This is a genomic window from Achromobacter sp. 77 (genome assembly GCF_020541125.1).
Lineage (GTDB): Bacteria > Pseudomonadota > Gammaproteobacteria > Burkholderiales > Burkholderiaceae_B > Achromobacter > Achromobacter mucicolens.
In genome coordinates this window covers 5,547,438-5,573,067 of record NZ_CP059848.1, presented here as the reverse complement: position 1 = coordinate 5,573,067, position 25,630 = coordinate 5,547,438, and the positions used below count along the sequence as shown (strand labels likewise).

Genomic DNA, 25,630 nt, shown 5'->3' with positions numbered 1-25,630 from the left:
CATCGCTCCGACGCAAGACGGCGCGTAAGCCCCCGAAGGCCGCCCGCGCGGCCGCCGCGGGCGGGCCCCGCAAGATCTTTCTCTCTCCCCCTACCGTGGGCAAGAACCTAAAGAACCCCACTCGCCCCGCAGACAGCAAAGCTGAATCTACAAGAGCCCGTCGCAGCGGGGGCCGAGGCGCGCGGGGCGTGTAGATGCGCCCGAGGGAAACCGAAGGGAGCCGGAAGGCGTACGAGGTTGACGAAGGGGCAGTCCGGAGCGAAGGCTCCGGACCGCAATCGTAGCCCCGCGCGCCTCGGCCCCCGCTGCGGCGGGCGTCTAAAGAACCCCCCTCAACGCCAGCCTAAAAAAAACCCCAAAAAAACCTCAATGCGACCCACCCAAATAAGCCGCCACCACCGCCGGATCATGCTTCAGCTTCTCCGCACTCCCATGCACAGAAATCCGCCCATTCTCCAGCACATACCCATAATCCGCGACATTCAACGCCGCCGCCGCGAACTGCTCCACCAGCAGCATCGTCACGCCTTCTTCCTTGAGCCGCGCAATGATCCGGAACACTTCCTCCACCAGGATCGGCGCCAGTCCCATCGACGGCTCGTCCAGCAGCACCAGTTCGGGATTCAGCATCACCGCACGCGCCATCGCCAGCATCTGCTGCTCGCCGCCCGATAACGTGCCTGCCAGCTGATCGCGCCGTTCCTTCAGCCGAGGGAAGAGATCCATCGCCCGCCCCAGATCCGCCTGCACGTCACCCTTCGGTCGGCTGCCCGTCAGGCGAGGAAAGGCGCCCAGCAGCAGGTTGTCCGTCACCGACAGCGTCGGAAACACCCGCCGGCCCTCCGGCGAATGCGCCAGCCCCAGCCGCGCGATGCGATGCGACTCCAGCCCGTCGATGCGCTTGCTGCCCAGCGTGATCTCGCCCGCCGTCGGCCGGATCATCCCCGACAATGCCCGCATCGTCGTCGTCTTGCCGGCCCCGTTCGAGCCGATCAGCGTCACCACCTTTGCCTTGGGCACCTCCATGCTGATGCCGTGCAGCACCTTCACCTTCCCGTAGCCTGCTTCCAGATTCTTGATCGATAGCATCTTGTTGTCCCCTTGGCGTCAGGCGGGCGCGCCGCCCAGATACGCCTCGATCACCTTGGCGTTGCTTTGCACTTCATTCGGCAGCCCTTCGGCGATCTTCTGGCCGAAGTCCAGCACCGACACGGTGTCGCACACCCCCATCACCACATCCATGTGGTGTTCGATGAGGATCAGCGTGATGCCGTGATCGCGCACCTTGCGGATGATGGCCAGCAGTTCCACGATGTCGGGCGCTGTCAGGCCGGCCGCCGGTTCGTCCAGCAGCAGCAGTTGCGGATCCAGCGCCAGCGCGCGTGCGATCTCAAGCAGGCGTTGCTTGCCGTACGGCAGGTTGCGCGCTTCTTCGTTGGCCAGCGACTCCAGCCCCACGAACTCCAGCAGCGCCATGGCCCGCGCCCGTGCGCCCTGTTCCTCGGTCTTCCATTTTGGCGTGCGCAGCGCGATGGCCGCCAGGCCCGTCGTGAAGGTGTGGTGCAGGCCCACCAGCACGTTCTCCAGCGCGGTCATCTCGCCAAAGAGCTGCACGTTCTGGAACGTGCGGGCGATGCCGGCCTCGGCGATGTGGGCCGGGGGCAGGCCGACAAGCGACTTGCCGGAAAACTCCACCGCGCCGGCCGTTGGCACGTAGATGCCGGTCAGCACGTTCATCATCGTGCTCTTGCCGGAACCGTTCGGTCCGATCAGCCCGTGGATCGTGCCGCGCTTGACGGTCAGGTCCACCTGGTTCAGCGCCTTCAGGCCGCCAAACTGCATCAGCACGCTCTTGGCCGCCAGCAGCGTCTCGCCCTTGCCGGCGACCGCGTCGGGCACGGCGTCCTGTTCCTTCACCAGGTCCTTCTTCACCGTCAGCGCAGCGCGGCGCGTGGAGAAGAACAGGTTGCGCACGAAGCCCACGATGCCGTCGGGCAGGTAGTACACGACGAACAGGATCATGGCGCCGAAGATGGTCAGGCGCCAGTCGGTCACGGCGTCCAGCCAGTAGGAGAAGACAGCCAGCACGATCGTACCGATCACCGGCACCGCCACCTTGCGCGGCTCGGTGCGGCCCTTCGAGATGGCCACGGCGCTGCCTACCGTCACCAGGATCGCCACCGCCAGCGCGATCAGGCGGAACGTGCCGATGTCGTCCAGCATCTTGGGCAGCAGCACGATGATCGACGCGCCCAGCAGCGCGCCCGTGCGGCTCTTGCGTCCGCCCATGATGATGGCCAGCAGGAACAGGATCGTGAGCTCGAAGTTGTACGTGTTCGGCGAGATGTACTGTTCCGAATACGAATACAGCGCGCCCGCCAGCCCGGCAAAACCGGCGCTGATGACGAAGGCGATCACCTTGTGGCGGTACACCGACACGCCCATGCAGTCCGAGGCGATCGGGCTGTCGCGCAGGGCTTCGAACGAGCGGCCCAGGTGCGACTTCAGGATCCGGTGCACCACGATCAGCGAGATCACCAGCAGCGCGGCGACCAGCCAGAAATACTCGGCCTTGGTCAGTACGTGCCCCGCGATGGACGGCTTGGAGATCTTGATGCCCAGCGGGCCTTCGGTCAGGAAGGTCATCTCGTTGATCAGGATCTGGATGATCGTGCCGAATGCCAGCGTCACCATCGCCAGATAGGGGCCCGTGACGCGCAGCGCCGGCAGGGCCAGCACCGCGCCGAAAGCGGCGGCGATGAGGATGGCGGCAGGCAAGGTCAACCAGATCGGAATCTGCAGGTGAAAGACCAGCACGCCGGCCACATACGAGCCGATGCCGAACAGGCCCGCGTGGCCCAGCGACACCTGGCCGGTGTACCCCACCACGATATCGAGCCCGAACAGCAGGATCGAATAGATCATGATGGTTTCAATCAGGTGCAGGTAATACGTGTTGGTCACGCCCAGCGGCACGGCGGCCAGGCAGGCCACGGCCACGATGGATAGGAGAAGGTGCAGGGGTTTCATCGCTTACACCTTCTTGATCGCGGTCTTGCCGAACAGGCCGGCGGGCTTGAAGGTCAGAACGAGCAACAGCAATACCAATCCCGGCACGTCTTTGTATCCCGTTGATAGATAGAAACCGGTGGTCGTCTCGGCGATCCCCAGGATCAGCCCGCCCACCACGACGCCCATCCCGCTGGACAGGCCGCCAATGATCGCGACGGCAAACGCCTTCAGGCCGAGCACCGCGCCCATCGTGGCGCCAGTCAGCGTCAGCGGCGCGACCAGCACGCCGGCGAACGCGGCGGTCAGCGACGACAGCGCATACGAGAACGTGATGACCATGCCCGTGTTGATGCCCATCAGGCCGGCCGCGTCGCGGTCGTTGGACGTGGCGACGAAGGCCTTGCCGTAGATCGACTTGCGGTTGAAGATTTCCACCAGGATCATCATGCCCAGCGCGCCAAACACCACCAGCAACTCCATCGGCAAGACGTTCGCGCCCAGCACCTGGATGGGCGCCTCGGGCAGCGGCGAGGGAAAGCGCAGGTCGTCACGGCCCCAGATGTTCTCGGCCACGTTCTTGAAGATGATGCCCAGCGCAATGGTGGCCATGATCCAGCCGAATTCGGATCGCGTCTTGATGGCGGGCCGCACGCCCACGCGCTCGACCAGCGCGCCCTGCGCGAAGCCGAAGATGCAGACGATGGGAATCATGACCCAGTAGTTCACGCCCAGTCCGACAAGCGTCAGACCGACGAGCGCACCCAGCATCAGGGCTTCGCCCTGGCCGAAGTTCAAGGTGCCGGACGTGGCGAAGGTGAGCTGGTAGCCAAAGGCAATGACCGCGTAGATCATGCCTAGCGCGATACCACTATAGATGAGCTGTAGAAGAATCATGGTGTGTGTCTTGAGGCGCTGTGTTCCGTCCCAACCCCCTTGGGCAGAACGCTGTTTTCAGGCGGCTGCATGCCCCGCGCCCTGAGCTTGGGGCGCGGGCGGCGGCGGCCGGGCAGCCGCCGCCTTCCTGCTTGTCGGGATTAGTTGGCCTTGACGACCCGGCCGCCCTTGACCTCGCCGATGACCACTTCCTTGGCGGTGATCGCGTCGTGGTTGTCGTGCGTGAAGGGCTTGTTGTAGGTCATCACCACGCCCTCGACCGGGGTCTGCAGGTTTTCCAGCGCTTCGCGCACCTTGGGACCGTCGGTGGAGTTCGCCTGCTTGATGGCGGCTGCCAGCAGGAAGATCGAGTCATAGCCCTGCGCGGCCGACACCGGCGAGTCGATGCGGTTGTTCTTGGGCTTGAACTTGGCAAGGTAGGCGTCGATGAACGCCTTGCGCTTGGGCGTGTCCGGGTCCTGGATGAAGGTCTGCGGCATGCGTGCGCCTTCGCCATTGGTGCCGGAGTTGTCGATGTAGTTGGCCATGGACAGCGTCCAGCTGCCGATGATCGGCACCTTCCAGCCCAGCTTGGTCATGCCGTTGGCGATCTGCGCCAGCTCGGGGCCGATGCCGTAGGTCAGCACGGCTTCGGCGCCCGCGGCCTTGGCCTTGAGCAGCTGGGCCGTCATGTCGACGTCCTTGATGTTGAACTTTTCGACGGCCACGGGCTTGATGCCCTTGGCGTCCAGCGCTTTCTCCAGGTCCTCGCGGCCAAGCTGGCCGTAGTTGGTGGAGTCGGCCAGGATCGCCACTTTCTTGAAGCCGCGGCGCGTGATCGCTTCTTCGACGATCATCGGGGCCTGGATGCTGTCGTGCGCCGCGTTGCGGAACACGTAGTTGTCGGGGTATTCCGGCGCCTTGAACTGATGCGTGATCACGCTGCCGGTGGCCACGTTGTTGAACACCGGGATCTTGGCGTCCTGGTAGAAGCGCTGGGAGGCCAGCGCCACGCCCGTGTTGATGTAGCCGACGGTGGCGGTCACCTGTTCCTTGTTGATCAGCTCCTGCGCGATCTGCACGCCGCGCTCGTTCTTGGCTTCGTCATCGCGTTCGACGGCGACGAGCTGGCGGCCCAGCACGCCGCCATTCTTGTTGATCTCTTCGATGGCCAGGCGCACGCCGTCGCGCATGCTGACGCCCATGGAGGACGAGCCGCCGGTGTAGGGGCCGGCCACGCCGATCTTGATGGGGTCGGCGGCGTAGGACGCGGCCGATACGGCAAATGCAAGAGTTCCTGCAAGCAGCTTCAAACGAAAATCCATGGATGTCTCCGTTGTAATTGGGTGAACTGCGTGGAAAGCCGTGTGCCGGCGCCAGTCGGCGTGGGTTGTTTTGTTGGCGCGCTCCTTTATTGCGTGTCGTGACTGTCTGCTTAATCGCTTACGCGAATCTGACCCGGCGGCGCTTTTCCGCGTAAATACCTAGTGCCGCTGCAAGGTTCCTTTCAGACTGCTGAACGTCTTTGGCCTGATGGCGGGCCAGCAGCCGCATCGGTGCGCCGGGCGCGCGCAGACGTGCTGGCCGCATCCTAGCGATCAGGGTGCGGCGTCGTGCGGAAATTCATTCCGCAATCAAGTGGAAATTTATTCCTGACCGGCCTCGGGCCCGCATGGCCATTGGGCTGCGCGCTGGCAGACCTCTGTCAGCCATAGGGAAAACGCCTGGACTGCGCCGCCAGGTGCGCGTGTGGTTTCGGTGCACAGGTAGTACTGCGACTCGCCGGGGATTTCCACGTCCAGCAGGCGGACCAGCTTGCCTTCGTCCAGCCACTCGGCGGCCAGCGACCGGCGCGTCAGCGCCACGCCCTGGCCCGCGCGTGCGGCGGCGAGCATCATGCCCAGGTCCACCAGCCACACGCCGCGCGACGGCTCGGGCCAGTCCAGGCCGGCGGCCGCCAGCCAGGGACGCCACGGTTCCATCGGACAACGCAGCAGGTCCGCGCGCGCCAGGTCCGCTGGCCGCAGGAACGGGCCACGCGCTGCCTGGTAGCCAGGCGAGCACACGGCGAACACGGGATCGTGCGTGAGGGGGTGGGCGTTCAGGCCGGGATACTTGCCGCTGCCAAAGCGGATCCAGACGTCGGCGTTGGGCGGCATGATGTCCAGGTAGGGAATGGACAGCATGATTTCCAGTTCGACGTCGGGATGCGCGGCGGTGAAGCCGGGCAAGGCGGGGATCAGCACCTGCCGGGCGAACGTGGGCGTGGACACCACGCGCAGCGTTTCAAGCTTGGGTTCGTTGCGCTTGTGCAGCGAGGCGTCCGACAGCAGGTCGAGCGCCGTGCGCACCTGTTCCAGATACTCGCGTCCGGCCGCGCTCAAGGTTGCGCCGCGGCTGCTGCGGATGAACAGGGTGACGTCCAGCAGCGTCTCAAGCGAGGCAATACGCTTGCCGATGGCGCTGGCAGTGACAAAGAGCTCTTCGCTGGCGCGCTCGAAAGAACCCAGCCGGGCCGCGGCTTCGAACGCCTGGATGGCGGCAAGCGGCGGCAGGCGCACGTCTTTGGAAGGGGAAGGTCCGCGCATGGAGCGGTGGCGGGCCGGCCCTGCGCCCGACGGAAAGTGGTGAGGCGACGATTATAAAAGTGATGGCCTGCGAGCCTCAGACGCCCTTGACCGCCAGGCTGACCGCCAACCCGGCCATGACTGCGGCGATGACGCCGTCCAGGACCCGCCAGGCCGTCGCGCTGGCAAAGAACGGGGCGAAGAGGCGCGACCCGATGCCCAGCACGGCGAGCCACAGCAGGCTGGCCGTGAAGGCGCCGGCCGCGAAGGCCATGCGGGCGTCTTCGAAGCCATGCGCCAGCGAGCCCACCACCACCATGTCCAGCCAGAAATGCGGATTGAGCAGCGAAAAGCCCAGCGCGCCCAGCATGGCGGCGCGGCGCGACGGCACCACGTCGCGGGCGGCGGCCAGGCCGCCCGTGGCCGTCCAGGCGCGGCGCGCGGACTGCGCCGCGTACCAGGTCAGGAAGGCCACGCCGAACCACAGCACGGCGGTGGTCAGCCAGGGGAACCACGCGGTCAGTGCCTGCAGACCGGACACGCTCGCGAAGATGAACACCAGGTCGATCAGCGCGCAGATGGCGACGACGCTGAGCAGGTGCGCGCGCATGAGGCCCTGGCGCAGGATGAACGCGCTTTGCGCGCCCACGACAGCGAACAGGCCGAGGCCCGTGGCCGTGCCGCTGGCCCAGGCGGTGAGGAAGGCGGGGGATGACAACGTGGCAAACATGGAAGGGATACCTGTGAAACCGGTGACTGCAACGCCTGTGGCGGCGTTTCGATGGGTTGCCGGGCGCGTGGAGCGGGCGGCATGGTGTGATTTTCCCTTGCCATGAATGTGAAATACAGCTAATTTTCCTTCACTATATTAAGCATAGCTAATGTCATGAGAATCGATCACGGCAACCTGCGCGCACTGGCCGCGGTGGTGCGCGAAGGCAGTTTCGAGCGCGCGGCGCTGTCGCTCAGCGTCACGCCGTCGGCGGTGTCGCAACGGATCAAGGCCCTGGAAGACCGCATGGGCCGGCTGCTGGTCCAGCGCACCGTCCCCGCCGCCGCCACGGCCGATGGCCAGGTGCTGGTCCAATTGGCCGAGCAGACCGCCTTGCTCGAGCACGACGCGCTGAACCGGCTGGGCGTGGCCGATGACGACATCCCCCACGCCAGCATCCCGATCGCCGTCAATCACGACAGCCTGGAAACCTGGTTCGTCGACGCCGCCCTGCAGTTCGCCGCGCGCACCCGCGCCACGCTCGACATGCTGTCCGAAGACCAGGATCACACGGCCGCCCTGCTGCGCAACGGCTCCGTGCTGGGCGCCGTGACCACCCTGGCCGATCCCGTGCAGGGCTGCCGTATCCATGCGCTGGGCAGCATGCGCTACGTGGCTACCTGCACGCCCGACTTCCACAAGCGCTACTTCGCGTCGGGGGTCAATGCGCAGACGCTGGCCCAGGCGCCCGTGCTGGTGTTCAACCGCAAGGACGCCCTGCAGGCGCGCTTTGCGCACAAGATCGCCGATCCCGCGCCGTGGGAGCCGCCGGTCTGGTGGGTGCCGTCCACGCGCGCATTCGTGCAGGCGACGCTGGGCGGGTTGGGTTGGACCATGAACCCGCTGCCGCTGGTGCAGGAACACCTTGATGCCGGTCAACTCGTCCTGCTACGCGGCCGGGCGTGGGAGGACGTGCCGCTCTACTGGCAGCATTGGCGGGTAAACTCCGAGGCCATGGAAGCCTTGACCGACGCGGTGCTGTCAGCCGCCCGCAGCCTGGTCAGGCGCCGTTAACGTCTCAGGAGGACACGCATGAACATCCGCAAGTTTGCCGCCATTGCCGCGATTGGCCTGTGCACCGCCGGTTCGGCGTGGGCCAAGGACTACAAGGTGGGCCAGGTCGAAATCGACGATCTCTGGGTGCGCGCTTCCGCGCCGGGCCAGGCCAACGGTGCGGGCTACATGGATATCGACAACGACGCCAAGGCACCGGACCGCTTGCTGTCCGTGTCGTCGGATGCCGCCGAGCGCGTGGAACTGCACACCGTGCAGACCGAGAACGGCGTGTCCAAGATGCGTCAGGTCGAAGGCGGCATCGCGCTGCCCGCCGACACCGAGGTCAAGCTCAGCCCGGGCGGCTACCACGTCATGTTCATCAAGCTGAAGGCGCCGTTCAAGGACGGCGCCACCGTGCCCGCCACGCTCAAGTTCGAAAAGGCGGGCGAAGTGGCGGTGCAGTTCAAGGTCATGCCGGCCTCGCACAACCCCGGCATGAGCCACGGTCATGGCGGCATGAAGCACTGATCCTGGCAAGCCCGCGTCCCCGGGGCGCGACAGTCTTGCCAAGCGGCGGCGGCCTTGCCGCCGCCACCAATAACAAGGCCGACTCGCAATGAGTCGGCCTTTTGCTTGATCCGCGTCCCTGCGCCGCTGCGGGCGAGTGTCAGCGGGCAGCGATCAATACAAGCCTTGCTGGCGCATGGCGTCCGCGACCTTCACGAAGCCGGCGATGTTGGCGCCGTCCAGGTAATTCACGTACTCGCGCTCGGAGTGGCCGTGACGCACGCAGTTTTCGTGGATGTCGCGCATGATGGCGTGCAGGCGGGCGTCCACTTCCTCGCGGGTCCACGACAGGCGGGCCGAGTTCTGCGCCATTTCCAGGCCCGACACGGCCACGCCGCCGGCGTTGCTGGCCTTGCCCGGCGCGTACAACACACGGGCGGCAACGAAGGCCTTGGCGGCTTCGAGCGTGGCGGGCATGTTCGCGCCTTCGGCGACGGCCAGCACGCCGTTCTTGATGAGCGTCTGCGCATCCGACAGCTCCAGCTCGTTTTGCGTGGCGCAGGGCAGGGCGACATCGACGGGCACATGCCACGGGCGCTTGCCGGCCTCGTACTGCAGGCCGAATTGGCGCGCGTAGGTGTCCAGGCGGCCGCGCAGATCGTTCTTGATGTGCATCAGCGCCACGAGCTTCTCGTGGTTGAAGCCGGCCTCGTCGACGACGGTGCCGTTCGAATCCGAGACGGTAATGACGCGGGCGCCCAGGGCCATCGCCTTCTCGATGGCGTATTGCGCCACGTTGCCCGAGCCCGACACGGAAACGCGCATGCCGTCGAAGGACTTGCCCACGCGCTTGAGCATTTCTTCGGCGAAGTACACGGTGCCGTAGCCGGTGGCCTCGGGACGGATCAGGCTGCCGCCGAAGGTCAGGCCCTTGCCGGTGAACACGCTGGCCGTCGAGTTGGACAGCTTTTTCATCATGCCTGCCATGAAGCCGACTTCGCGCGCGCCCACGCCGATGTCGCCGGCCGGCACGTCGGTGTCCGGGCCCAGGTGGCGGTACAGCTCGATCATCAGCGCCTGGCAAAAGCGCATGACTTCGGCATCGGACTTGCCCTTGGGATCGAAGTCCGAGCCGCCCTTGCCGCCGCCCATGGGCAACGTGGTCAGCGAGTTTTTCAGGGTCTGTTCGAAGGCGAGGAACTTCAGGATCGACAGGTTGACGGACGGGTGAAAGCGCATGCCGCCCTTGAACGGGCCGATCGCCGAGCTGTGCTGGATGCGGAAGGCGCGGTTGACCTGGGCGCGGCCCTGGTCATCGGTCCAGCAGACGCGGAACTGGATGACGCGCTCGGGTTCGACCAGGCGTTCGAGCAGGGCGTGTTCAGCGTAGTGGGGATGCTTCTCGACGAAAGGCCACAAGCTGAGCATCACCTCCTGGACGGCTTGCATGTACTCGGGTTGCTGCGGGTCGCGCGCGGCGACGCCACGCAGAAAGTCGTCCAGACTCTGCACTTTCACCATGATCTCCTCGGGGGTGCTTCGAATAGGTGCGGAAATTGCGCCAGATTGGGGCGCGATCAGTTTGTTTTGGTGCAAGACTGCACCGGTATGGTGCGGCGATTGTAGGGGCAAAATGTTGCCCTGCGCAAAGCGAAAAACCGCGCCATCACGTTGATAACAAACGGGTTTTTCGAAGCAAAAATTGGGGACGCATTTTCGGGTGGGCGTCTCGGGATGCGGAAACCAAGGGTGCGCGTGTGGGCGTGATGCTTGAAATATCAGGGAAAATTAATATGTCCCCGTTTAAAATGCCTGCCCTGTCATAGAGGCGGCTGCCCGTGCCCCCAAGCCACGAGGTCATTGTCAGGCCGCTTGCAGGCGCAGCGGCCCGTGACTCGCACGTGATGCGGCCCCAATTAAATATTGAGAAAAATCACGCGCGCAAGGTGGTGTCGTAATCGATCGTCAACGGCGCGTGATCCGAGAAGCGCTCGTCCTTGTAGATGGCGACGTTACGCGCCTTGGCGGCGATGCCTGGCGTGGCGATCTGGTAGTCAATGCGCCACCCGACGTTCTTGGCCCAGGCCTGGCCGCGGTTGCTCCACCAGGTGTATTGGTCCGGACGGTCATCAATGGTGCGAAACACGTCCACAAAGCCGCGCTTGTCGAAGACGTCCGTGAGCCAGGCCCGCTCTTCGGGCAGGAAGCCCGAGTTCTTCATGTTGCCCTTCCAATTCTTCAGGTCGATTTCCTTGTGCGCGATGTTCCAGTCGCCGCAGATGACGAATTCGCGGCCGGTCGTCTTGTGCTCGTGCATCAGGGCATCGATCCACGGCCCGAACCGGTCCAGGAAGCGGTACTTCGCCTGCTGGCGTTCGTCGCCGCTGGAGCCGGAAGGCAGGTAAGCGCTGATGATCGACAGATCCTTCCAGTCGGCGCGGATGATGCGGCCTTCGTTGTCGAACTCTTCACAATCAAAGCCGTTGTTCACGCGCTCGGCAGCATCTCGCAGGTAGATACCCACGCCGCTGTAGCCCTTTTTCACGGCGTGATGAAAGTGGCCGGTATAGCCGGGCGGATGCCGCAGGTCGCCGGTCAGGTCCTCGTGGGAGACCTTGATTTCCTGCAGGCACAGCACGTCGGCGGCGTGCTTTTCCATCCACGGTTGCAGGCCCTTCTTGAAGGCGGACCGGATGCCATTGAGGTTGATCGACGTGATGCGCAGCAAAGCGAAACTCCTGTAATGCGGCCGCAGGGGGGCGGACAATGCCAGGAATTTAACCGACTCGGCGGCGCCGTCCGGGAAAGTCCCCGACAGCGGATAAAATGCGGGGTCTGCCACCTACCGGAACCCCTTGCATGCCCGCCGCCCAGTCCTCCGTCACCGCCCTGGATTTCGTCCGCTTCGCCTTGAACGAGGGCGTTCTGCGCTTTGGCAGCTTCAAGGTCAAGTCGGGCCGTATCAGCCCCTATTTCTTTAACGCGGGCCTGTTCAACAATGGCCGCTCGGTCGGCAAGCTGGCGCAGTTCTACGCACAGGCGCTGCTGGATTCCGGCGTCGAGTTCGACATGCTGTTTGGCCCCGCGTACAAGGGCATCCCGCTGTCCACCGCCACCGCCGTGGCGTTGGCCGGCCATCCTGACATGCAGGGCCGCAGCGACGTGCCGTTTGCCTACAACCGCAAGGAAGCCAAGGACCATGGCGAAGGCGGCACCCTGGTCGGCGCGCCGCTCAAGGGCAAGGTCGTCATCATCGACGACGTCATCACTGCCGGCACGTCGGTGCGCGAATCGGTGGAGATCATCCGCGCCGCGGGCGCAGAGCCGGCCGCCGTGCTGATCGCGATGGACCGCATGGAGCGCGCGGGCCCGGACGACGCCTTGTCGCCCCACTCGGCCGTGCAGGACGTGGCCAAGACCTATGGCATCCCCGTTGTCGCGATTGCTTCGCTGACTGACATCCTGGCCTTGCTGCAAGACGATGCGGCGTTTGCCGAGAACCGGGATGCCGTGCTGGCGTATCGGACGAAGTACGGGGTGAAGTAAGGGGGGCCATACTGGTACGGGAAGCCATACTGCGCGAGCGGTTCCGCCAGGAGTGAGGGCGGTCCAAGTACGGAAAGCCCGCAGGTTTGCGCCGCGGCACATAGTTTCTGATCGAAGGTCGCAAGCGTGGCGCCGGTTGCCAATGCCAGTTCCAGATAGGACGCGTCGTAAACGGTCAGGCTGTGTTTCCGGGCGAGGGACACGCTGGCGGCCAGCCAAAGCTGCGTGGGGCGTTGCTCTTCAGAGAAGGGCACGCGGCTCAGGATCTCCGAGAATTTGGTCAGCATGCTCGCGGTGGCCATGCCAGAGCGCTCCGCGCGCATCGCGCCATGGGCGACCTCCAGATGCCAGATCGTTGGCACATACGTGACGTAGTCGTCCAGCCCCTCCAGGATGCGAAAGGCTGCCTCTCGAAAGGGCTGGCTGGGCAGGCTCAGCCAGTTGAGCGCAACCGAGGCGTCAAGGACAAGTTTCATTCGTGCACCGGCTTTACCGCCGCCCACCAGCTTTCATAGCTGTCGTGCTGGATGGCGGGAAACGTCTTTATCGACTCCACTGCCCAATGCGCGTTTTCGCTCATCATGGGATTGACGGGGCGGATCTGGGCGTAGGGCTGTCCGTCGCGCAGGACGACGATGCGGGCTCCTTGGTGTGCGGCTTCAATGAGCGAATCCACACGCTGGGGCAGTTGTTCCAGGGGCACTTCAAAGTACGGAGACATGTTGTCTTCCCATCAGACATTGACCGCTCCATTCTTCGCCAAAGAAAAAGCCGCGGCAATCTGCCGCGGCTTCGGATTAGTCTGATTTCGCAATAAGCGATCAACTATCCAACTTCTGCTTCAGCAAGTCATTCACCTGCTGCGGGTTGGCCTTGCCGCGAGCGGCCTTCATGATCTGGCCGACCAGGGAGTTGAACGCCTTTTGTTTGCCAGCGCGGTACTCATCGACGATGGCCGGGTTGGCGGCCAGCACCTCGTCGATCATCGCGCCGATGGCGCCCGTGTCGCTGATCTGCTTCAGGCCGCGGGATTCGATGATGGCGTCGGCGTCGCCGCCGTTCTCGCCGGCCCACATGGCGCCAAAGACCTCGCGGGCGATCTTGTTGGAGATCGTGCCGTCGATGATGCGGCCGATCAGGGCCGCCAGCGCGGGCGCGGCGACGGGCGATTCGGCGATGGTCTTTTCTTCCTTGTTGAGCACCGCGGCGACTTCGCCCATGACCCAGTTGGACGCAAGCTTGGCCTGACCGGCCGGCAGCGCGTGCGCCACGGCTTCAAAGTAGGCGGCCAGGTCGCGGCTGACGGTCAGCTGGGCCGCGTCGTAGGCGGGCAGGCCGTATTCCGATTCAAAGCGGGCGCGCTGGGCGGCCGGCAGTTCGGGCATGGCGGCGCGGACCTCGTCCACCCAGTCGCTGGAGATCACCAGCGTGGGCAGGTCGGGATCGGGGAAATAGCGGTAGTCGTGCGCGTCTTCCTTGCTGCGCATGCTGCGCGTTTCGTCGCGGTCGGCGTCGTACAGACGCGTTTCCTGGACGACGGTGCCGCCGTCCTCGATCAGCTCGATCTGGCGGCGCGCTTCATAGGTGATGGCGCGTTCCAGGAAGCGGAACGAGTTGACGTTCTTGATCTCGGTGCGGGTGCCGAATTCCTTCTGGCCCACCGGGCGCACCGACACGTTGGCGTCGCAGCGGAACGAGCCTTCCTGCATGTTGCCATCGCAGATGCCCAGCCACACGACCAGGCTGTGCAGCGCGCGCGCATAGGCCACGGCTTCGGCGGCCGAGCGCATTTCAGGTTCGGTCACGATTTCCAGCAGCGGGGTGCCGGCGCGGTTCAGGTCGATGCCGCTGGCGGGGCTGCCATTGGCCAGGCTGAAGTCGTCGTGCAGGGACTTGCCGGCGTCTTCCTCCAGGTGGGCGCGCGTCAGGTTGACGGTCTTTTCTTCTTCGCCCACGAAGAACGACAGCGAACCGCCCACCACCACGGGCAGCTCGTACTGACTGATCTGGTAGCCCTTGGGCAGGTCAGGGTAGAAGTAGTTCTTGCGCGCAAAGACCGAGCGCGGCGCGATCTTGGCGCCCACGGCCAGACCGAAGCGGATGGCGCGTTCGGCGGCGCCGCGGTTCATGACCGGCAGGCTGCCCGGCAGGGCCAGGTCGACTTCATTGGCCTGCGTGTTGGGCGCGGCGCCGAATTGCGTGCTGCTGCCCGAAAAGATCTTGGAGTCCGTGGAAAGCTGCGTGTGCGTTTCCAGGCCGATGACGATTTCCCAGTTCATGTTCTCAGCCTTGCTGGACAGGGGCACGCTGATGCCAGTCCGTCACGTGTTGGTAGCGGTCGGCGATGGCCAGGAGGCGGCCTTCGTCGAAGTAGTTGCCGATGATCTGCAGGCCGATGGGGCGATTTTGTTTTTCGCCGCCGAAGCCGCAGGGGATCGACATGGAGGGCAGGCCCGCCAGGCTGACGCCCAGCGTGTAGACGTCGGCCAGCCAGTCGGCGGTCGGGTCGTCGCGGTTGTCGCCGATGTTCTTGGCGACCGTGGGCGTGACCGGTCCCATGATGACGTCGCACTGGTCCGCAAAGGCGTGCTGGAAGTCCTGCGCGATCAGGCGGCGCAGGCGCTGAGCCTGCAGGTAGTAGGCGTCGTAATAGCCGTGGGACAGCACGTAGGTGCCGATCAGGATGCGGCGCTTGACCTCGTCGCCGAAACCTTCGGCGCGCGAGCGGCTGATCATCTCGTTCAGGTCGCCGTACTGCTTGGCGCGGTGGCCGTAGCGCACGCCGTCGTAGCGCGCCAGGTTGCTGGACGCTTCGGCGGGGGCGATCACGTAGTACGCCGGAATAGCCAGTTCGGTGCGCGGCAGCGAGACCGGCACGCGCACGGCGCCCAGCGCCTCGAACTGCTCAAGCGCGGCCTGCACGGCAGCGGCGACGTCGGACGCCAGGCCGGCGCCAAAATATTCCTCGGGCACGCCGATGCGCAGGCCCTTCAGGGGCTGGCTGCCGGCGGCGTCGAAACGCCCTTGCGCGGCGTCGAAGTCGCGGCGCACGCGGCCGGGCTCGTTGACGGCGCCGTCGCACTTTTCAAGGCTGGTGGCGTCGCGCGGGTCAAAGCCGCTGATGACGTCCAGCAGTTCGAGCAGGTCGCGGCTGCTGGGGGCCAGCGGGCCGGCCTGGTCCAGGCTGGAGCCGAAGGCCACCATGCCGTAACGCGACACGGTGCCATAGGTGGGCTTGATGCCGCTCACGCCGCACAGGGCGGCGGGCTGGCGAACCGAGCCGCCGGTGTCGGTGCCGGTGGCGGCAGCGACCAGGCGGGCGGCCACGGCGGCGGCAGAACCGCCCGACGAGCCGCCGGGCACGGCAGCGTGGTCCCACGGGTTCTTCACGGCGCCGTAGGCGGAGTTCTCGTTGCCGGAGCCCATGGCGAATTCGTCGCAGTTCAGCTTGCCCAGCGAAACCGCGCCGGCCGCTTGCAGGCGCTCCACGACGGTGGCGTCGAACGGGCTGGTGTAACCCTCGAGCATCTTGCTGCCCGCGGTGGTGCGCCAGCCGCGCGTGACGAAGGCGTCCTTGTGGGCGATCGGGATGCCCGCCAGCGGTCCTGCGGTACCGGCCGCCAGCGCGGCGTCGGCTGCGCGCGCCTGGGCCAGCGTCAATTCGGCGTCAATATGTAAAAAGCTGTTCAGGCCGCTGGCCGCTTCGGCGGCCGACAAGGCGCTTTGCGCCAGGTCGACGGCACTGACTTCGCGTTGGGCGAGGGCCGCGCGCAGGGCGGCGATCCCCTCGAACTGGGTGTGCAGGGCAGGTTTCGTCATGACTTATTCCAGGACCTTGGGAACCAGGAACAGGCCGTCCTGGGCATCCGGCGCATTGGCCAGCAGTTTCTCGCGGCGGGCTTGCGAACCGGCTTCGGTCACAGCGTCTTCACGCAGGCGCAATACGATGTCTTCGTGGGCGGACAGCGGATGGGCCAAAGGTTCCACCCCTTGCGTATCGACGGACTGGAGCCGCTCGATCAAGTGGAGGATGCCGTTGAGTTCGGCCTGCGCGACGGAGCGCTGGTCGGGGGTCAGTTCGATTCTGGCCAGCCGGGCAATGCGGGCCACATCTTTGTCGTTGAGCGCCATGGGGAATTGCAAAAATCGGTGAGCGAAGGCCGCGGGGCGGGAGTGGGCAGTATGCACATGCCAAACCCGTTACAAAGCTTGAATAGCCTGCATTTATGCGCTATTTCCGGGGAAATTATAAGTTATGATTCACGGTTTAATCGCCGTGATGACAGGCGGACCCGTCGTTTTACGGGCCAAACGCCCCGCGGCTTGACCCCAATTCCCCCCAGAATTTAGCTGAGCTCCCATGTTCGGATTCCTGCGCAGTTATTTTTCCAGCGATATGGCGATTGACCTCGGTACCGCCAATACGCTGATTTACGTCCGCGGCAAGGGCATCGTTCTCGATGAGCCTTCCGTGGTCGCAATCCGTCATGAAGGCGGGCCCCACGGCAAGAAGATCATTCAAGCCGTCGGGCACGAAGCCAAGCAGATGCTCGGCCGCGTTCCCGGCAACATCGAGGCCATTCGGCCCATGAAGGACGGCGTGATCGCCGACTTCACGGTCACCGAGCAGATGCTCAAGCAGTTCATCCGCATGGTGCACCCCCGCAACATGCTGGCGCCCAGCCCGCGGATCATCGTCTGCGTTCCCTGCGGTTCCACCCAGGTTGAACGCCGCGCCATCCGCGAATCGGCCCTCGGCGCCGGCGCCTCCCATGTATTCCTGATCGAAGAACCCATGGCCGCTGCCATCGGCGCCGGCCTGGCCGTGTCCGACGCCAGCGGCTCGATGGTCGTCGACATCGGCGGCGGCACCACCGAAGTGGCCGTCATCTCGCTGGGCGGCATGGTCTACAAGGGTTCCGTGCGCGTCGGCGGCGACAAGTTCGACGAGGCCATCGTCAACTACATCCGCCGCAACTACGGCATGCTGATCGGCGAACCCACCGCCGAACTGATCAAAAAGGAAATCGGCTCGGCGTTCCCGGGTTCCGAAGTCCGCGAAATCGAAGTCAAGGGCCGCAACCTGGCCGAAGGCGTGCCGCGCAGCTTCACGGTTTCGTCCAACGAGATCCTGGAATCGCTGACCGATCCGCTCAACCAGATCGTGTCCGCCGTCAAGATCGCCCTCGAACAGACGCCGCCCGAGCTGGGCGCCGACATCACCGACAAGGGCATCGCCCTGACCGGTGGCGGCGCGCTGCTGCGCGACCTGGACCGCCTGCTGCAAGAAGAAACCGGTCTGCCGGTCGTGGTGGCCGACGATCCCCTGACCTGCGTCGTGCGCGGTTGCGGCGAGGCGCTGGAACACCTTGAGAAACTGGGCGCCATCTTCATCAACGACTAATATTGCCCGCCAGCCCGGAGCCCCGCTTTTTTCTGGCTCCGGCCGCTGCGGGGGCCTCGGACGCGGGCGCCCGGGCTGAGATTCATGCAACGACAAGGGACTCCCCCCCTATTCAGGCGCGGCCCACCGGCAGAGGTGCGGCTGGTTGTTCTGGTCGTCCTTGCCCTGGCCCTGATCGTCATGGATTCACAATGGCGCATGCTGGAGCCGGCGCGCCGGACGATCGCCGTGGCGCTTTATCCCTTCCAGCGCGCCGTCATGGCGCCGCGCGACCTCGTCCAGCAAGTCAATGAGTGGGTCAACGCGGCCAATCTCATCCGCAGCGAAAACGAGGCCCTGCAACGCCAGCGCATCGAGCTTGCCCAGGTCGCGTCCCACGCCGCCCAGCTCGCCGCCGAAAACTCCCAGCTGCGCCGCCTGCTTGGTGTGACCGACACCGTGGCGCAGTCCGCGGTGGTGGTCGAAGTCATGTACGAACCCACCAACGCGTTCACCCAGCGTCTGGTCTTCAACAAGGGCAGCAAGGCCGGTCTTGCCCCCGGCATGCCCGTCATCGACGAAGGCGGCGTGGTCGGCCAGATCGTCCGCGTGACGCCGATGACCGCCGAGGCGGCCCTGGTCACCGACGAACAGGTCTCCATCCCGGTGCAATTGCTGCGCAACGGACTGCGTCTGATTGCATTTGGCGGCAATTCCCCCGGCAAGATGGAAGTGCGCTACCTGGCGGCCAATGCCGACATCAAGGAAGGCGATACTATTGTCACCAGCGGCGTCGGCGGCCTCTTTCCCGCCGGCCTGCCCGTGGCCAAGGTGACCTCGGTCGAACGCGATACCGCATCCGGTTTCGCGCGCGCCGTGTGTGAACCCCTGGCCCACCCCGAACGCTATCGCCACTTCCTGGTTCTGCAAGTGGATGTGGATCGCGCCGAGTCCAACCGTCAGGAGGTCGATTCCGGTGGATCGGACTAACCAACAAGCCGCAGGGCAGTCTCCGCGCCGCCTTGGCACGCCCAGCAACGTGCAGCCCGACAGGCTGTCAGGGCCCGCGCATGCCTTCTTCGTTTGGGGCACCGTGCTGCTCGCGTGGCTGGTGTCGCTGCTGCCGTGGCGCCTGTGGCAGGGCGCGCCCGACGTGCTGCTGCTCATCATCGCTTTCTGGTGCGTGCACGAGCCGCGCCGCGTGGGCCTGTTCACGGCCTTCTTCTTCGGCCTGCTGATGGACGTGCACGACGCGGGCCTCTTGGGCGAGCACGCGCTGTCGTACACGCTCGTCGCCTACGGCGCGGTGGTCCTGCACCGCCGGCTGCAGCGCTTCGACCTCTGGAGCCAGGCCATGCACATGCTGCCTGTGTTCTTCATTGCGCGCTTTGTCACCCAGATCATCCACGCGTGGCTGGCCGGCAAATGGCCGGGCTGGGACTGGGGCATCAGCGTGCTGTTGACCGCTGCCCTGTGGCCGCTGGCGGGCTGGGTGCTGCACCTGCCGCAACGTGGTGTCGACGACGCCGAATCCTCATCCGCCTGACGGCGGCGTCGCGTCATGTTTGAATTCAAGAAAACCGGCCAGCAGCAGAAGCAGCGCTTCCGCCTGCGCGCGTGGGTGGGCGGCGCCTTCGCGTTGGTATGCTTTGGCGTGCTGGTGGGCCGGTTCTGGTACCTGCAGGTCGACCGCTACGAAGGCCTGTCCGAACGCGCCGACCGCAACCGCATCGCGGTCGTGCCGATTCCCCCGCGCCGCGGCGAGATCCTGGACCGCAACGGCGAGGTCCTGGCCCGCAACTACCGCACCTACACCCTCGAAGTCGTGCCGGCCCACGCGGGCAACATGAACGAACTCTTCGAGCGCCTGACCGAAGTCGTCTACATCAGCCCGTCCGACCAGCGCCGCTTCAAGCGCCGCGCCGCCGAGTCCAGCCGCTACGCCAGTCTGCAGCTTCGCAACAACCTGAACGAAACCGAGGCCGCGTGGTTTGCCGCGCACGCGTTTCAATTTCCGGGCGTGGAACTGCGCGCCCGCTGGGTGCGCGAGTACCCGCAGGGCGTGTCGGCTGCGCACGTGGTGGGCTACATCGGCCGCATCGCCGACAACGACATCGAGGAACTGGACCGCGCCGGGCAACTGGGCAACTATCGCGGCACCGAGGTCATCGGCAAGAAGGGCATCGAAAAGACCTGGGAAGAGCAACTGCACGGCCGCACCGGCCTTGAAGAAGTCGAGGTGACGGCGGGTGGTCGGCCCATGCGCACGCTGCGCCGCATCGATCCGGTGCCTGGCTCGGACATCATGCTGTCCATCGACATGGGACTGCAGAAGGTGGCCGAAGAGGCGTTCGAAGGCCAGCGCGGCGCGCTCGTCGCCATCGATCCGGACACGGGCGAAGTGCTGGCTTTCGTGTCGCAGCCGTCATTCGATCCGAACCTCTTTGTGGACGGCATCGATGTCGACAATTGGCGCATGCTGAACGAATCGCCGGACCATCCCCTGATCAACCGTCCCCTGTACGGCACCTATCCCATCGGCTCCACCTACAAGCCCTTCGTGGGTCTGGCCGCCCTGGAACTGGGCAAGCGCCGCGCGACCGACCGTATCTCGGACCCGGGCTACTACGAATTCGGCGGACAGAAATTCCGCAACGCCGGCGGCGCAGCCTATGGCATGACGGACATGCACAAGGCCATCGTCGTGTCCTCCGACACATATTTCTATTCGCTTGGCCCCGAAATCGGCGTGAACGCCCTGCACGATTTCACCAAGCAGTTCGGGTTTGGCCAGATCACGGGCATCGACCTGGAAGGCGAAAAGCGCGGCGTGCTGCCGTCCACCGACTGGAAGCGCGCGGCCTACAAGGACAAGGAACGCCAGCGCTGGTACGCGGGCGAGACCATTTCCGTCGCGGTGGGCCAGGGCTACAACGCGTTCACGCTGCTTCAGCTGGCGCAGGGCACCTCCACGCTGGCCAACAACGGGCTGTACCGCCGTCCGCACCTGGTGCACGCGGTGCGCGATCCGCGCTCGGGTGTGGCCAAGCCGACCGAGTCGCCGCCCGACTATCGCATTCCGCTCAAGCAGGCCAATGTGGACGTCATCAAAAATGCCATGGCCGACGTGGTGCGGGCCGGCACGGCGCGGCGCGCGTTCGCCAACACGCCCTACCAGGCCGCCGGCAAGACCGGCACCGCGCAGGTGTTCAGCCTGCGCGGCGGCCACTACCGCGCCAGCGCCATCGACGAGCGTCTGCGCGACCACGCGCTGTTCATGGGCTTCGCGCCGCTTGAGCACCCGCGCATCGCCGTGGCGCTGATCGTCGAGAACGCCGGTTGGGGCGCCAGCGTGGCGGCCCCCGTCGCGCGCAAGGTCTTCGACTACTGGCTGGCCAAGGACCGCCAGGACAAGATCGTTCGTCCCGAGCGCGCAGACACCATGGCGACCGTCGACGACATCGCCTCCGACCTGGTGCGCCAACAATGAAGCGTCTTGGCCTGATCCTGCTGCGCGTCTTCACGGCCTTCGACTGGCCGCTGCTCGCGATCCTGATGATGTTCGCGGCGCTGGGCCTGACGGTGATGCACTCGGCCGTCGGCGGCACCGACTGGCGTTTTGCGGAACAGTCGCGCAATTTCATCATCGCCTTCTTCGCGATGTGGACGATGGCGCTGATTCCGCCGAAGCTGCTGATGAAGCTGGCTTTGCCGTTCTACGTGGTGGGGGTGGTGCTGCTGCTGGGCGTCGAATTCTTCGGCGAGACCAGCAAGGGCGCGACCCGCTGGCTGAACCTGGGCGTGACGCGCATCCAGCCGTCCGAGATGATGAAGATCGCGGTGCCGATGATGCTGGCCTGGTACTTCCAGCGCCACGAAGGCGCAGTCCGCGTGCGCGACTTCCTCGCCGCGGCCGCGATGCTGGCCGCGCCTTTCGGCCTGATCGTGCTGCAGCCCGACCTGGGCACGGCGCTGCTGGTGTTCGGCGCGGGCTTTTTCGTGATCTATTTCGCCGGCCTCTCGTTCAAGCTGCTGGTGCCGGTCATGCTGGCTGGCATCATTGCCATCGGCACGCTGGTCTACTACGAAGACCAGCTCTGCGAGCCCGACGTGGACTGGGTGGTGCTGCACGATTACCAGAAGCACCGGGTCTGCACGCTGCTCAATCCCAGCTCCGATCCGCTGGGCAAGGGATTTCATACGATCCAATCGATGATCGCGGTGGGCTCCGGCGGCGTCTACGGCAAGGGCTACATGAAGGGGACGCAGACGCACCTGGACTTCATCCCCGAACGCACGACCGACTTCATCTTCGCGGTGTACGCCGAGGAATTCGGCCTGTACGGCGGCATCGCAATCCTGGTGCTGTACGGCCTGATGATGGCGCGCGGCTTGACGATCGCGTCCCGCGCCTCATCGCAATTCGGCCGCCTGCTGGCCGGCGCGCTGACGATGATGCTGTTCATCTATGTCTTCGTGAACGTGGGCATGGTGACGGGGATCCTGCCCGTGGTGGGGGTGCCGTTGCCCTTCATGAGCTACGGGGGGACGGCGTTGTTCACGATGGGGATTGCGTTTGGGATCATGATGAGTATTAGTCGGCATCGGTCTGTGAAGACTTGATGTTGATGGTTGTTCTTCGTAGGGCGATAGTCTTTGCGCTACGGAGTTCTTCGTAGGTCGCCCGACGCCGCGGTCACCGTGGGCACGATCGCCCACGATTGCGGTCCGGAGCCTTCGCTCCGGACTTGCCTAGGCGGCCCCCCCCTTCGTCATCTTCGTCCGCCTTCGGCTCCCTTCAGATTCCCTCGGGCGCATCGACGGCGCTCGCACCCACGGTGACCGCGTCGCCGTGCTGCGAGGGTCTTTGGTATGTGGCGCTGTAAGACCTGTGGTCGGGGAAGGGGATCTGCGGGGCTGCCGAATTGCTGCCGCCCGGGCGGCGGCAATCGGCATCGGGCCGGTGGGACGTCGTGGCGTTGTGCGCTTCGCGCTGGCGGAGGTTTGTGTGCTGATGGCATCACGAACAAGGGGAGGGGCGGTGATGGGCGGCGCGCGTCGACCGCCAGCCACAACTTGCCGACCCGTACGCGTGCCGCCCATCGGGCACTGGGGTTCAAGTGACGATTAATGGCGAGCCGGGCGTGATTCGCAGTTGGGTTCGGACAGCGCAATGAGTGTCGGCTTTCTGCCGGTGTCTGACACCCTAGGGAGAAGCACTTGGTATGACGGAAATCTCACCAGGGTGTCAGACACCTTGTATCTTGGCCACTGTAGTGATTAGCTATCGCTACAAGCGGACCGATGAGCGTGTTCAGACACCTAGAGCCTGGACTTTGTGGTTCAGATTACGCCTCGGTTCCGCACCTCTGAGCCGGCTGGACACTGGACGGTAGCCTAGGGCATTGGACCCTGTATGTACAAGGCAAGTGGGCGCAGCGGGCTTCTTTGGTATTGGCAAGGGAGCTTAGGTTTATGTTTTTTCTCGGAATTGACGTTTCTAAGGCGAAGCTGGATTGCGCGCTGCTTGGCAGCGATGCCAACAAACGCAAGACCAAGGTCGTACCCAACTCGATAGCGGGCGTGCAGACGCTGCTGCACTGGTGCGCCAAGCAGGGAGCCGAGCCGGGGCAGTTGAATGCCGTGCTCGAGCCCACAGGGCAATATCACGAGCAGGCCGCCACGGCCCTGCATGACGCTTCAGTCAGTGTCTCGTTGGTCAACCCTGCCCAGGTGCGCGACTTCGCCGGTGCGCTGGCGGTGCGCTCCAAAACTGATGGGATCGATAGCTACGTGCTGGCCCGCTACGGTCAGGCGCTCAAGCCTGGGCTGTGGCGCCCCGCACCGCTGCATGCCCGTCAACTACGGGCCTTGTTGGCTCGGCGCGACGCGCTGGCCAAGGATCTGCAGCGCGAACTCAATCGCCAGGAGAAGACGCAGTTCAGTGATCCACCCGTGCTGGTCGAGGGATCCATCGCCAAAACGATCGCGTTCCTGCGTGAAGAGATCAAACGCCTGGATCATGCGATCAATGACCACATCGACCGCCACCCGGACCTGAAGGAGGATCGGGAACTGCTGACCAGCATCCCCGGCATCGGGGATCGAGCGGGGAACTCGATCCTGTCGATCATGCATAACCGGCCCATCGAGTCAGCCGAGGGCTTGGCCTCCTAGCTGGGGGTGGTGCCGGTGCAACGCCAGTCCGGCACCAGTCTGAACAGCCGGCCGCGGCTATCTAAAACGGGTCCCAGCACGGTACGTGCCACCCTCTACATGGCCGCTATCGTCAGCAAGCGCTTCAACCCACACGTTGGTGCGCTTTATGAGCGACTCTTAGCAGCTGGAAAGAGCAAAATGGCCGCGCTAGGCGCGGCCATGAGAAAGCTGGTGCATCTATGCTTCGGCGTGCTTAAAACTCGGACACCGTATCGGCCCGACTACGCCTGAACGCTTGACGGTCAAGACGGTATCTTGAGCCGTCGCAGCTACACGCGAAGCGTCATCACCACGACGCAAGACGCCGCGTAAGCCCCCGAAGGCCGCCCGCGCGGCCGCCCGGGGGCGGGCACCGCAAGATCTTTCTCTCTCCCCCCATCGTGGGCAAGAACCTAAAGAACCCAACTCGCCCCGCCGCCGGCAAAGCTGAAGCGACTGGAGCACGTCGTAGCGGGGGCTGGGGTGCGCGGGGCGTGTAGATGCGCCCGAGGGAAACCGAAGGGAGCCGAAGGCGTACGAGGTTGACGAAGGGGCAGTCCGGAGCGAAGGCTCCGGACCGCAATCGTAGCCCCGCGCACCCCAGCCCCCGCTACGACGTGCGTCAAAAGAACCCGCCTGAATGCCAGCCTCAACGTTTCGCCATTGAAACTGCCATCGCTAACACCGACCCCGCTTCAACGCCGCCGTGTCAAAACCTTCCTCAAGGCAACGCTTCAGGCACCCCAAGCTCCACGGCCAACTTCGTCAACCCGTCCCAAATCCGGCTGTCAAACTCCACCGAATCCGCATTGACCGCCCGATTGCGAGCCTCGTACTCCCCCGGATACTGCACCGCTTCCACGCCGGGTTGCGGCTTGCACGCATGCAGGTAGTCGATGAAGGCGCCGACTTCCATCGACCGCCAATCCGTATTGAAGTCCACCTGCGGATCCAGCAGCAGCGCGAACATGTTGTTCGTCGCCACGCCGATGCGCGGATGTTCCGGTTGGATGGTGCCGCCGCCGGACAGCACGCCGGCGAGCAGTTCGGCCACCAGTCCCAGCGCGTAACCCTTGTGGCCGCCGAATGGCAGCAGTGCGCCGGGCGGGTCGGTGAAGAGCGCGCCCGGGTCCGTCGTTGGGTTGCCGTCGGCATCGATCAGCGACCCCGGCGGCGCCTGTTCGCCCTTCGCCGCCAGCACGCGCGCCTTGTTCACCGCGATCGAGCTGGTGGCCATGTCCACGATGAACGGCGGACGGCCGCCGGGCAGGGGACCGGCAAAGCACAGCGGGTTCGTGGTCAGGCACGCCTGAGCGCCGCCGAACGGGGCGACGGTGGGCGAGCGGTTGATGACGTTGGTGAAGGCCAGCAGGATCAGGCCCTTGGCCGCCACCATTTCGCCAAAATGGCCCATGCGGCCAAGGTGATGGCTGTGGCGCAGGGTCAGGATGCACTGGCCGTGTTCCTGTGTGCGCTCGATCGCCTTTTCGATGACGACCTTGCCCACGTACTGGCCCAGTCCGTGGTGGCCGTCGTAGGCCAGCATGGCGCCGCGGTCGTTGAGGAGTTCTGGCCGGCCGTCGGGTTGGGCCAGGCCCTCGGACAACACGCGGCGGTAGTTGGTCAGGATGGACAGGCCGTGGCTGGTGTAGCCGACACGGTCGGATTCCACCAGGTGTTCGGCCACGTCGCGGGCGATGTCCTCGGGCACGCCCTGTGCCATCAGCACCCGGCGGCCGTATTCGTTGGCTTGGGCAATCGTGATCTTCATGAAGA

At 65.1% G+C, this 25,630-nt stretch carries 21 protein-coding genes and 2 pseudogenes; 9 read left to right on the top strand and 14 right to left on the bottom strand.

Features of this window, described 5'->3' with window-relative positions:
• Window positions 1-366: 366 nt before the first annotated feature.
• The 6 genes from H4P35_RS25710 to H4P35_RS25685 all read right to left on the bottom strand — a co-directional run bounded on the left by H4P35_RS25710 (window position 367) and on the right by H4P35_RS25685 (window position 7,182).
• A complete protein-coding gene (locus tag H4P35_RS25710) occupies window positions 367-1,089 on the bottom strand; it encodes an ABC transporter ATP-binding protein (protein ID WP_108005811.1) in 723 nt (240 codons plus the stop codon).
• A gap of 18 nt (window positions 1,090-1,107) precedes the next feature.
• Window positions 1,108-3,030 carry an ATP-binding cassette domain-containing protein gene (locus tag H4P35_RS25705; RefSeq protein WP_226847493.1) on the bottom strand — a complete coding sequence of 641 codons (1,923 nt, stop codon included), beginning with the start codon at window positions 3,028-3,030 and terminating at the stop codon, window positions 1,108-1,110.
• Between the two features lie 3 nt (window positions 3,031-3,033).
• Complete coding sequence (locus H4P35_RS25700; protein WP_006216335.1) at window positions 3,034-3,906, bottom strand: branched-chain amino acid ABC transporter permease; 873 nt, start codon at window positions 3,904-3,906, stop codon at window positions 3,034-3,036.
• Between the two features lie 140 nt (window positions 3,907-4,046).
• Window positions 4,047-5,210 carry an ABC transporter substrate-binding protein gene (locus H4P35_RS25695; RefSeq protein ID WP_226847492.1) on the bottom strand — a complete coding sequence of 388 codons (1,164 nt, stop codon included), beginning with the start codon at window positions 5,208-5,210 and terminating at the stop codon, window positions 4,047-4,049.
• 321 nt (window positions 5,211-5,531) lie between these two features.
• Window positions 5,532-6,473, bottom strand: a complete 942-nt coding sequence (locus tag H4P35_RS25690) for a LysR substrate-binding domain-containing protein (RefSeq protein WP_175156953.1) — start codon at window positions 6,471-6,473, stop codon at window positions 5,532-5,534.
• 76 nt (window positions 6,474-6,549) lie between these two features.
• Window positions 6,550-7,182 (bottom strand): LysE/ArgO family amino acid transporter, encoded by a 633-nt coding sequence (locus H4P35_RS25685; RefSeq protein ID WP_056319516.1) that lies wholly within the window; start codon window positions 7,180-7,182, stop codon window positions 6,550-6,552.
• Window positions 7,183-7,338: 156 nt separating this feature from the next.
• On the opposite strand from H4P35_RS25685, the gene H4P35_RS25680 reads away from it, so the two are divergent.
• Together H4P35_RS25680 and H4P35_RS25675 are read left to right on the top strand one after the other, a co-directional pair.
• Window positions 7,339-8,238 carry a LysR family transcriptional regulator ArgP gene (locus H4P35_RS25680; RefSeq protein ID WP_056319519.1) on the top strand — a complete coding sequence of 300 codons (900 nt, stop codon included), beginning with the start codon at window positions 7,339-7,341 and terminating at the stop codon, window positions 8,236-8,238.
• Window positions 8,239-8,256: 18 nt separating this feature from the next.
• The gene (locus H4P35_RS25675; RefSeq protein WP_217618565.1) at window positions 8,257-8,748 is read left to right on the top strand and encodes a copper chaperone PCu(A)C; all 492 of its coding nucleotides are present in this window, start codon (window positions 8,257-8,259) and stop codon (window positions 8,746-8,748) included.
• 153 nt (window positions 8,749-8,901) lie between these two features.
• Here H4P35_RS25675 and gdhA read toward each other — a convergent pair whose 3' ends face one another.
• Together gdhA and H4P35_RS25665 are read right to left on the bottom strand one after the other, a co-directional pair.
• Window positions 8,902-10,248, bottom strand: a complete 1,347-nt coding sequence (gdhA, locus tag H4P35_RS25670) for an NADP-specific glutamate dehydrogenase (protein WP_056319526.1) — start codon at window positions 10,246-10,248, stop codon at window positions 8,902-8,904.
• Window positions 10,249-10,660: 412 nt separating this feature from the next.
• On the bottom strand, window positions 10,661-11,455 hold the full coding sequence (locus tag H4P35_RS25665) for an exodeoxyribonuclease III (protein ID WP_226847491.1): 795 nt from the start codon (window positions 11,453-11,455) through the stop codon (window positions 10,661-10,663).
• Window positions 11,456-11,586: 131 nt separating this feature from the next.
• Here H4P35_RS25665 and pyrE point away from each other — a divergent pair, with 131 nt between their 5' ends.
• On the top strand, window positions 11,587-12,273 hold the full coding sequence (gene pyrE / locus H4P35_RS25660; RefSeq protein ID WP_056319532.1) for an orotate phosphoribosyltransferase: 687 nt from the start codon (window positions 11,587-11,589) through the stop codon (window positions 12,271-12,273).
• A 149-nt stretch (window positions 12,274-12,422) separates the two neighbouring features.
• On the opposite strand, the pseudogene H4P35_RS25655 reads toward pyrE, so the two are convergent.
• The 5 genes and pseudogenes from H4P35_RS25655 to gatC all read right to left on the bottom strand — a co-directional run.
• Window positions 12,423-12,749: pseudogene (locus H4P35_RS25655) on the bottom strand (type II toxin-antitoxin system VapC family toxin); the annotation flags it as partial.
• A complete protein-coding gene (locus H4P35_RS25650; RefSeq protein WP_128829556.1) occupies window positions 12,746-12,994 on the bottom strand; it encodes a type II toxin-antitoxin system Phd/YefM family antitoxin in 249 nt (82 codons plus the stop codon). The pseudogene H4P35_RS25655 and the gene H4P35_RS25650, both read right to left, overlap by 4 nt.
• A gap of 100 nt (window positions 12,995-13,094) precedes the next feature.
• Window positions 13,095-14,552 carry an Asp-tRNA(Asn)/Glu-tRNA(Gln) amidotransferase subunit GatB gene (gene gatB / locus H4P35_RS25645; protein WP_152382898.1) on the bottom strand — a complete coding sequence of 486 codons (1,458 nt, stop codon included), beginning with the start codon at window positions 14,550-14,552 and terminating at the stop codon, window positions 13,095-13,097.
• Window positions 14,553-14,556: 4 nt separating this feature from the next.
• Entirely contained in the window at window positions 14,557-16,092 is a 1,536-nt protein-coding gene (gene gatA, locus H4P35_RS25640; protein ID WP_226847489.1) for an Asp-tRNA(Asn)/Glu-tRNA(Gln) amidotransferase subunit GatA, read from the bottom strand.
• 3 nt (window positions 16,093-16,095) lie between these two features.
• A complete protein-coding gene (gene gatC, locus H4P35_RS25635) occupies window positions 16,096-16,404 on the bottom strand; it encodes an Asp-tRNA(Asn)/Glu-tRNA(Gln) amidotransferase subunit GatC (protein WP_226847488.1) in 309 nt (102 codons plus the stop codon).
• A 229-nt stretch (window positions 16,405-16,633) separates the two neighbouring features.
• Here gatC and H4P35_RS25630 point away from each other — a divergent pair, with 229 nt between their 5' ends.
• From H4P35_RS25630 to H4P35_RS25605, 6 genes and pseudogenes are all read left to right on the top strand, one after another.
• Window positions 16,634-17,677, top strand: a complete 1,044-nt coding sequence (locus tag H4P35_RS25630) for a rod shape-determining protein (protein WP_006216320.1) — start codon at window positions 16,634-16,636, stop codon at window positions 17,675-17,677.
• 84 nt (window positions 17,678-17,761) lie between these two features.
• Entirely contained in the window at window positions 17,762-18,646 is an 885-nt protein-coding gene (gene mreC, locus H4P35_RS25625) for a rod shape-determining protein MreC (protein ID WP_056319540.1), read from the top strand.
• Between the two features lie 49 nt (window positions 18,647-18,695).
• The gene (mreD, locus tag H4P35_RS25620) at window positions 18,696-19,202 is read left to right on the top strand and encodes a rod shape-determining protein MreD (protein WP_108005818.1); all 507 of its coding nucleotides are present in this window, start codon (window positions 18,696-18,698) and stop codon (window positions 19,200-19,202) included.
• A 15-nt stretch (window positions 19,203-19,217) separates the two neighbouring features.
• Complete coding sequence (gene mrdA, locus H4P35_RS25615; RefSeq protein ID WP_056319545.1) at window positions 19,218-21,146, top strand: penicillin-binding protein 2; 1,929 nt, start codon at window positions 19,218-19,220, stop codon at window positions 21,144-21,146.
• Window positions 21,143-22,279, top strand: a complete 1,137-nt coding sequence (gene rodA / locus H4P35_RS25610; protein ID WP_056319549.1) for a rod shape-determining protein RodA — start codon at window positions 21,143-21,145, stop codon at window positions 22,277-22,279. Before mrdA ends, rodA begins: the two co-directional genes overlap by 4 nt.
• Before the next feature lie 852 nt (window positions 22,280-23,131).
• Window positions 23,132-24,106 (top strand): annotated as a pseudogene (locus tag H4P35_RS25605) (IS110 family transposase).
• A gap of 469 nt (window positions 24,107-24,575) precedes the next feature.
• Here H4P35_RS25605 and H4P35_RS25600 read toward each other — a convergent pair.
• Entirely contained in the window at window positions 24,576-25,625 is a 1,050-nt protein-coding gene (locus H4P35_RS25600; protein WP_056319551.1) for an Ldh family oxidoreductase, read from the bottom strand.
• Between the last annotated feature and the right edge of the window lie 5 nt (window positions 25,626-25,630).

Coding starts and splice junctions, on each gene's coding strand:
- mreC (WP_056319540.1), top strand. CDS start 17,762: ATGCAACGACAAGGGACTCCCCCCCTATTCAGGCGCGGCCCACCGGCA.
- H4P35_RS25690 (WP_175156953.1), bottom strand. CDS start 6,473: ATGCGCGGACCTTCCCCTTCCAAAGACGTGCGCCTGCCGCCGCTTGCC.
- H4P35_RS25710 (WP_108005811.1), bottom strand. CDS start 1,089: ATGCTATCGATCAAGAATCTGGAAGCAGGCTACGGGAAGGTGAAGGTG.
- H4P35_RS25705 (WP_226847493.1), bottom strand. CDS start 3,030: ATGAAACCCCTGCACCTTCTCCTATCCATCGTGGCCGTGGCCTGCCTG.
- H4P35_RS25600 (WP_056319551.1), bottom strand. CDS start 25,625: ATGAAGATCACGATTGCCCAAGCCAACGAATACGGCCGCCGGGTGCTG.
- gdhA (WP_056319526.1), bottom strand. CDS start 10,248: ATGGTGAAAGTGCAGAGTCTGGACGACTTTCTGCGTGGCGTCGCCGCG.
- H4P35_RS25700 (WP_006216335.1), bottom strand. CDS start 3,906: ATGATTCTTCTACAGCTCATCTATAGTGGTATCGCGCTAGGCATGATC.
- gatA (WP_226847489.1), bottom strand. CDS start 16,092: ATGACGAAACCTGCCCTGCACACCCAGTTCGAGGGGATCGCCGCCCTG.
- mrdA (WP_056319545.1), top strand. CDS start 19,218: ATGTTTGAATTCAAGAAAACCGGCCAGCAGCAGAAGCAGCGCTTCCGC.
- H4P35_RS25680 (WP_056319519.1), top strand. CDS start 7,339: ATGAGAATCGATCACGGCAACCTGCGCGCACTGGCCGCGGTGGTGCGC.
- H4P35_RS25650 (WP_128829556.1), bottom strand. CDS start 12,994: ATGTCTCCGTACTTTGAAGTGCCCCTGGAACAACTGCCCCAGCGTGTG.
- gatC (WP_226847488.1), bottom strand. CDS start 16,404: ATGGCGCTCAACGACAAAGATGTGGCCCGCATTGCCCGGCTGGCCAGA.
- rodA (WP_056319549.1), top strand. CDS start 21,143: ATGAAGCGTCTTGGCCTGATCCTGCTGCGCGTCTTCACGGCCTTCGAC.
- pyrE (WP_056319532.1), top strand. CDS start 11,587: ATGCCCGCCGCCCAGTCCTCCGTCACCGCCCTGGATTTCGTCCGCTTC.
- H4P35_RS25685 (WP_056319516.1), bottom strand. CDS start 7,182: ATGTTTGCCACGTTGTCATCCCCCGCCTTCCTCACCGCCTGGGCCAGC.
- gatB (WP_152382898.1), bottom strand. CDS start 14,552: ATGAACTGGGAAATCGTCATCGGCCTGGAAACGCACACGCAGCTTTCC.
- H4P35_RS25675 (WP_217618565.1), top strand. CDS start 8,257: ATGAACATCCGCAAGTTTGCCGCCATTGCCGCGATTGGCCTGTGCACC.
- H4P35_RS25630 (WP_006216320.1), top strand. CDS start 16,634: ATGTTCGGATTCCTGCGCAGTTATTTTTCCAGCGATATGGCGATTGAC.
- H4P35_RS25695 (WP_226847492.1), bottom strand. CDS start 5,210: ATGGATTTTCGTTTGAAGCTGCTTGCAGGAACTCTTGCATTTGCCGTA.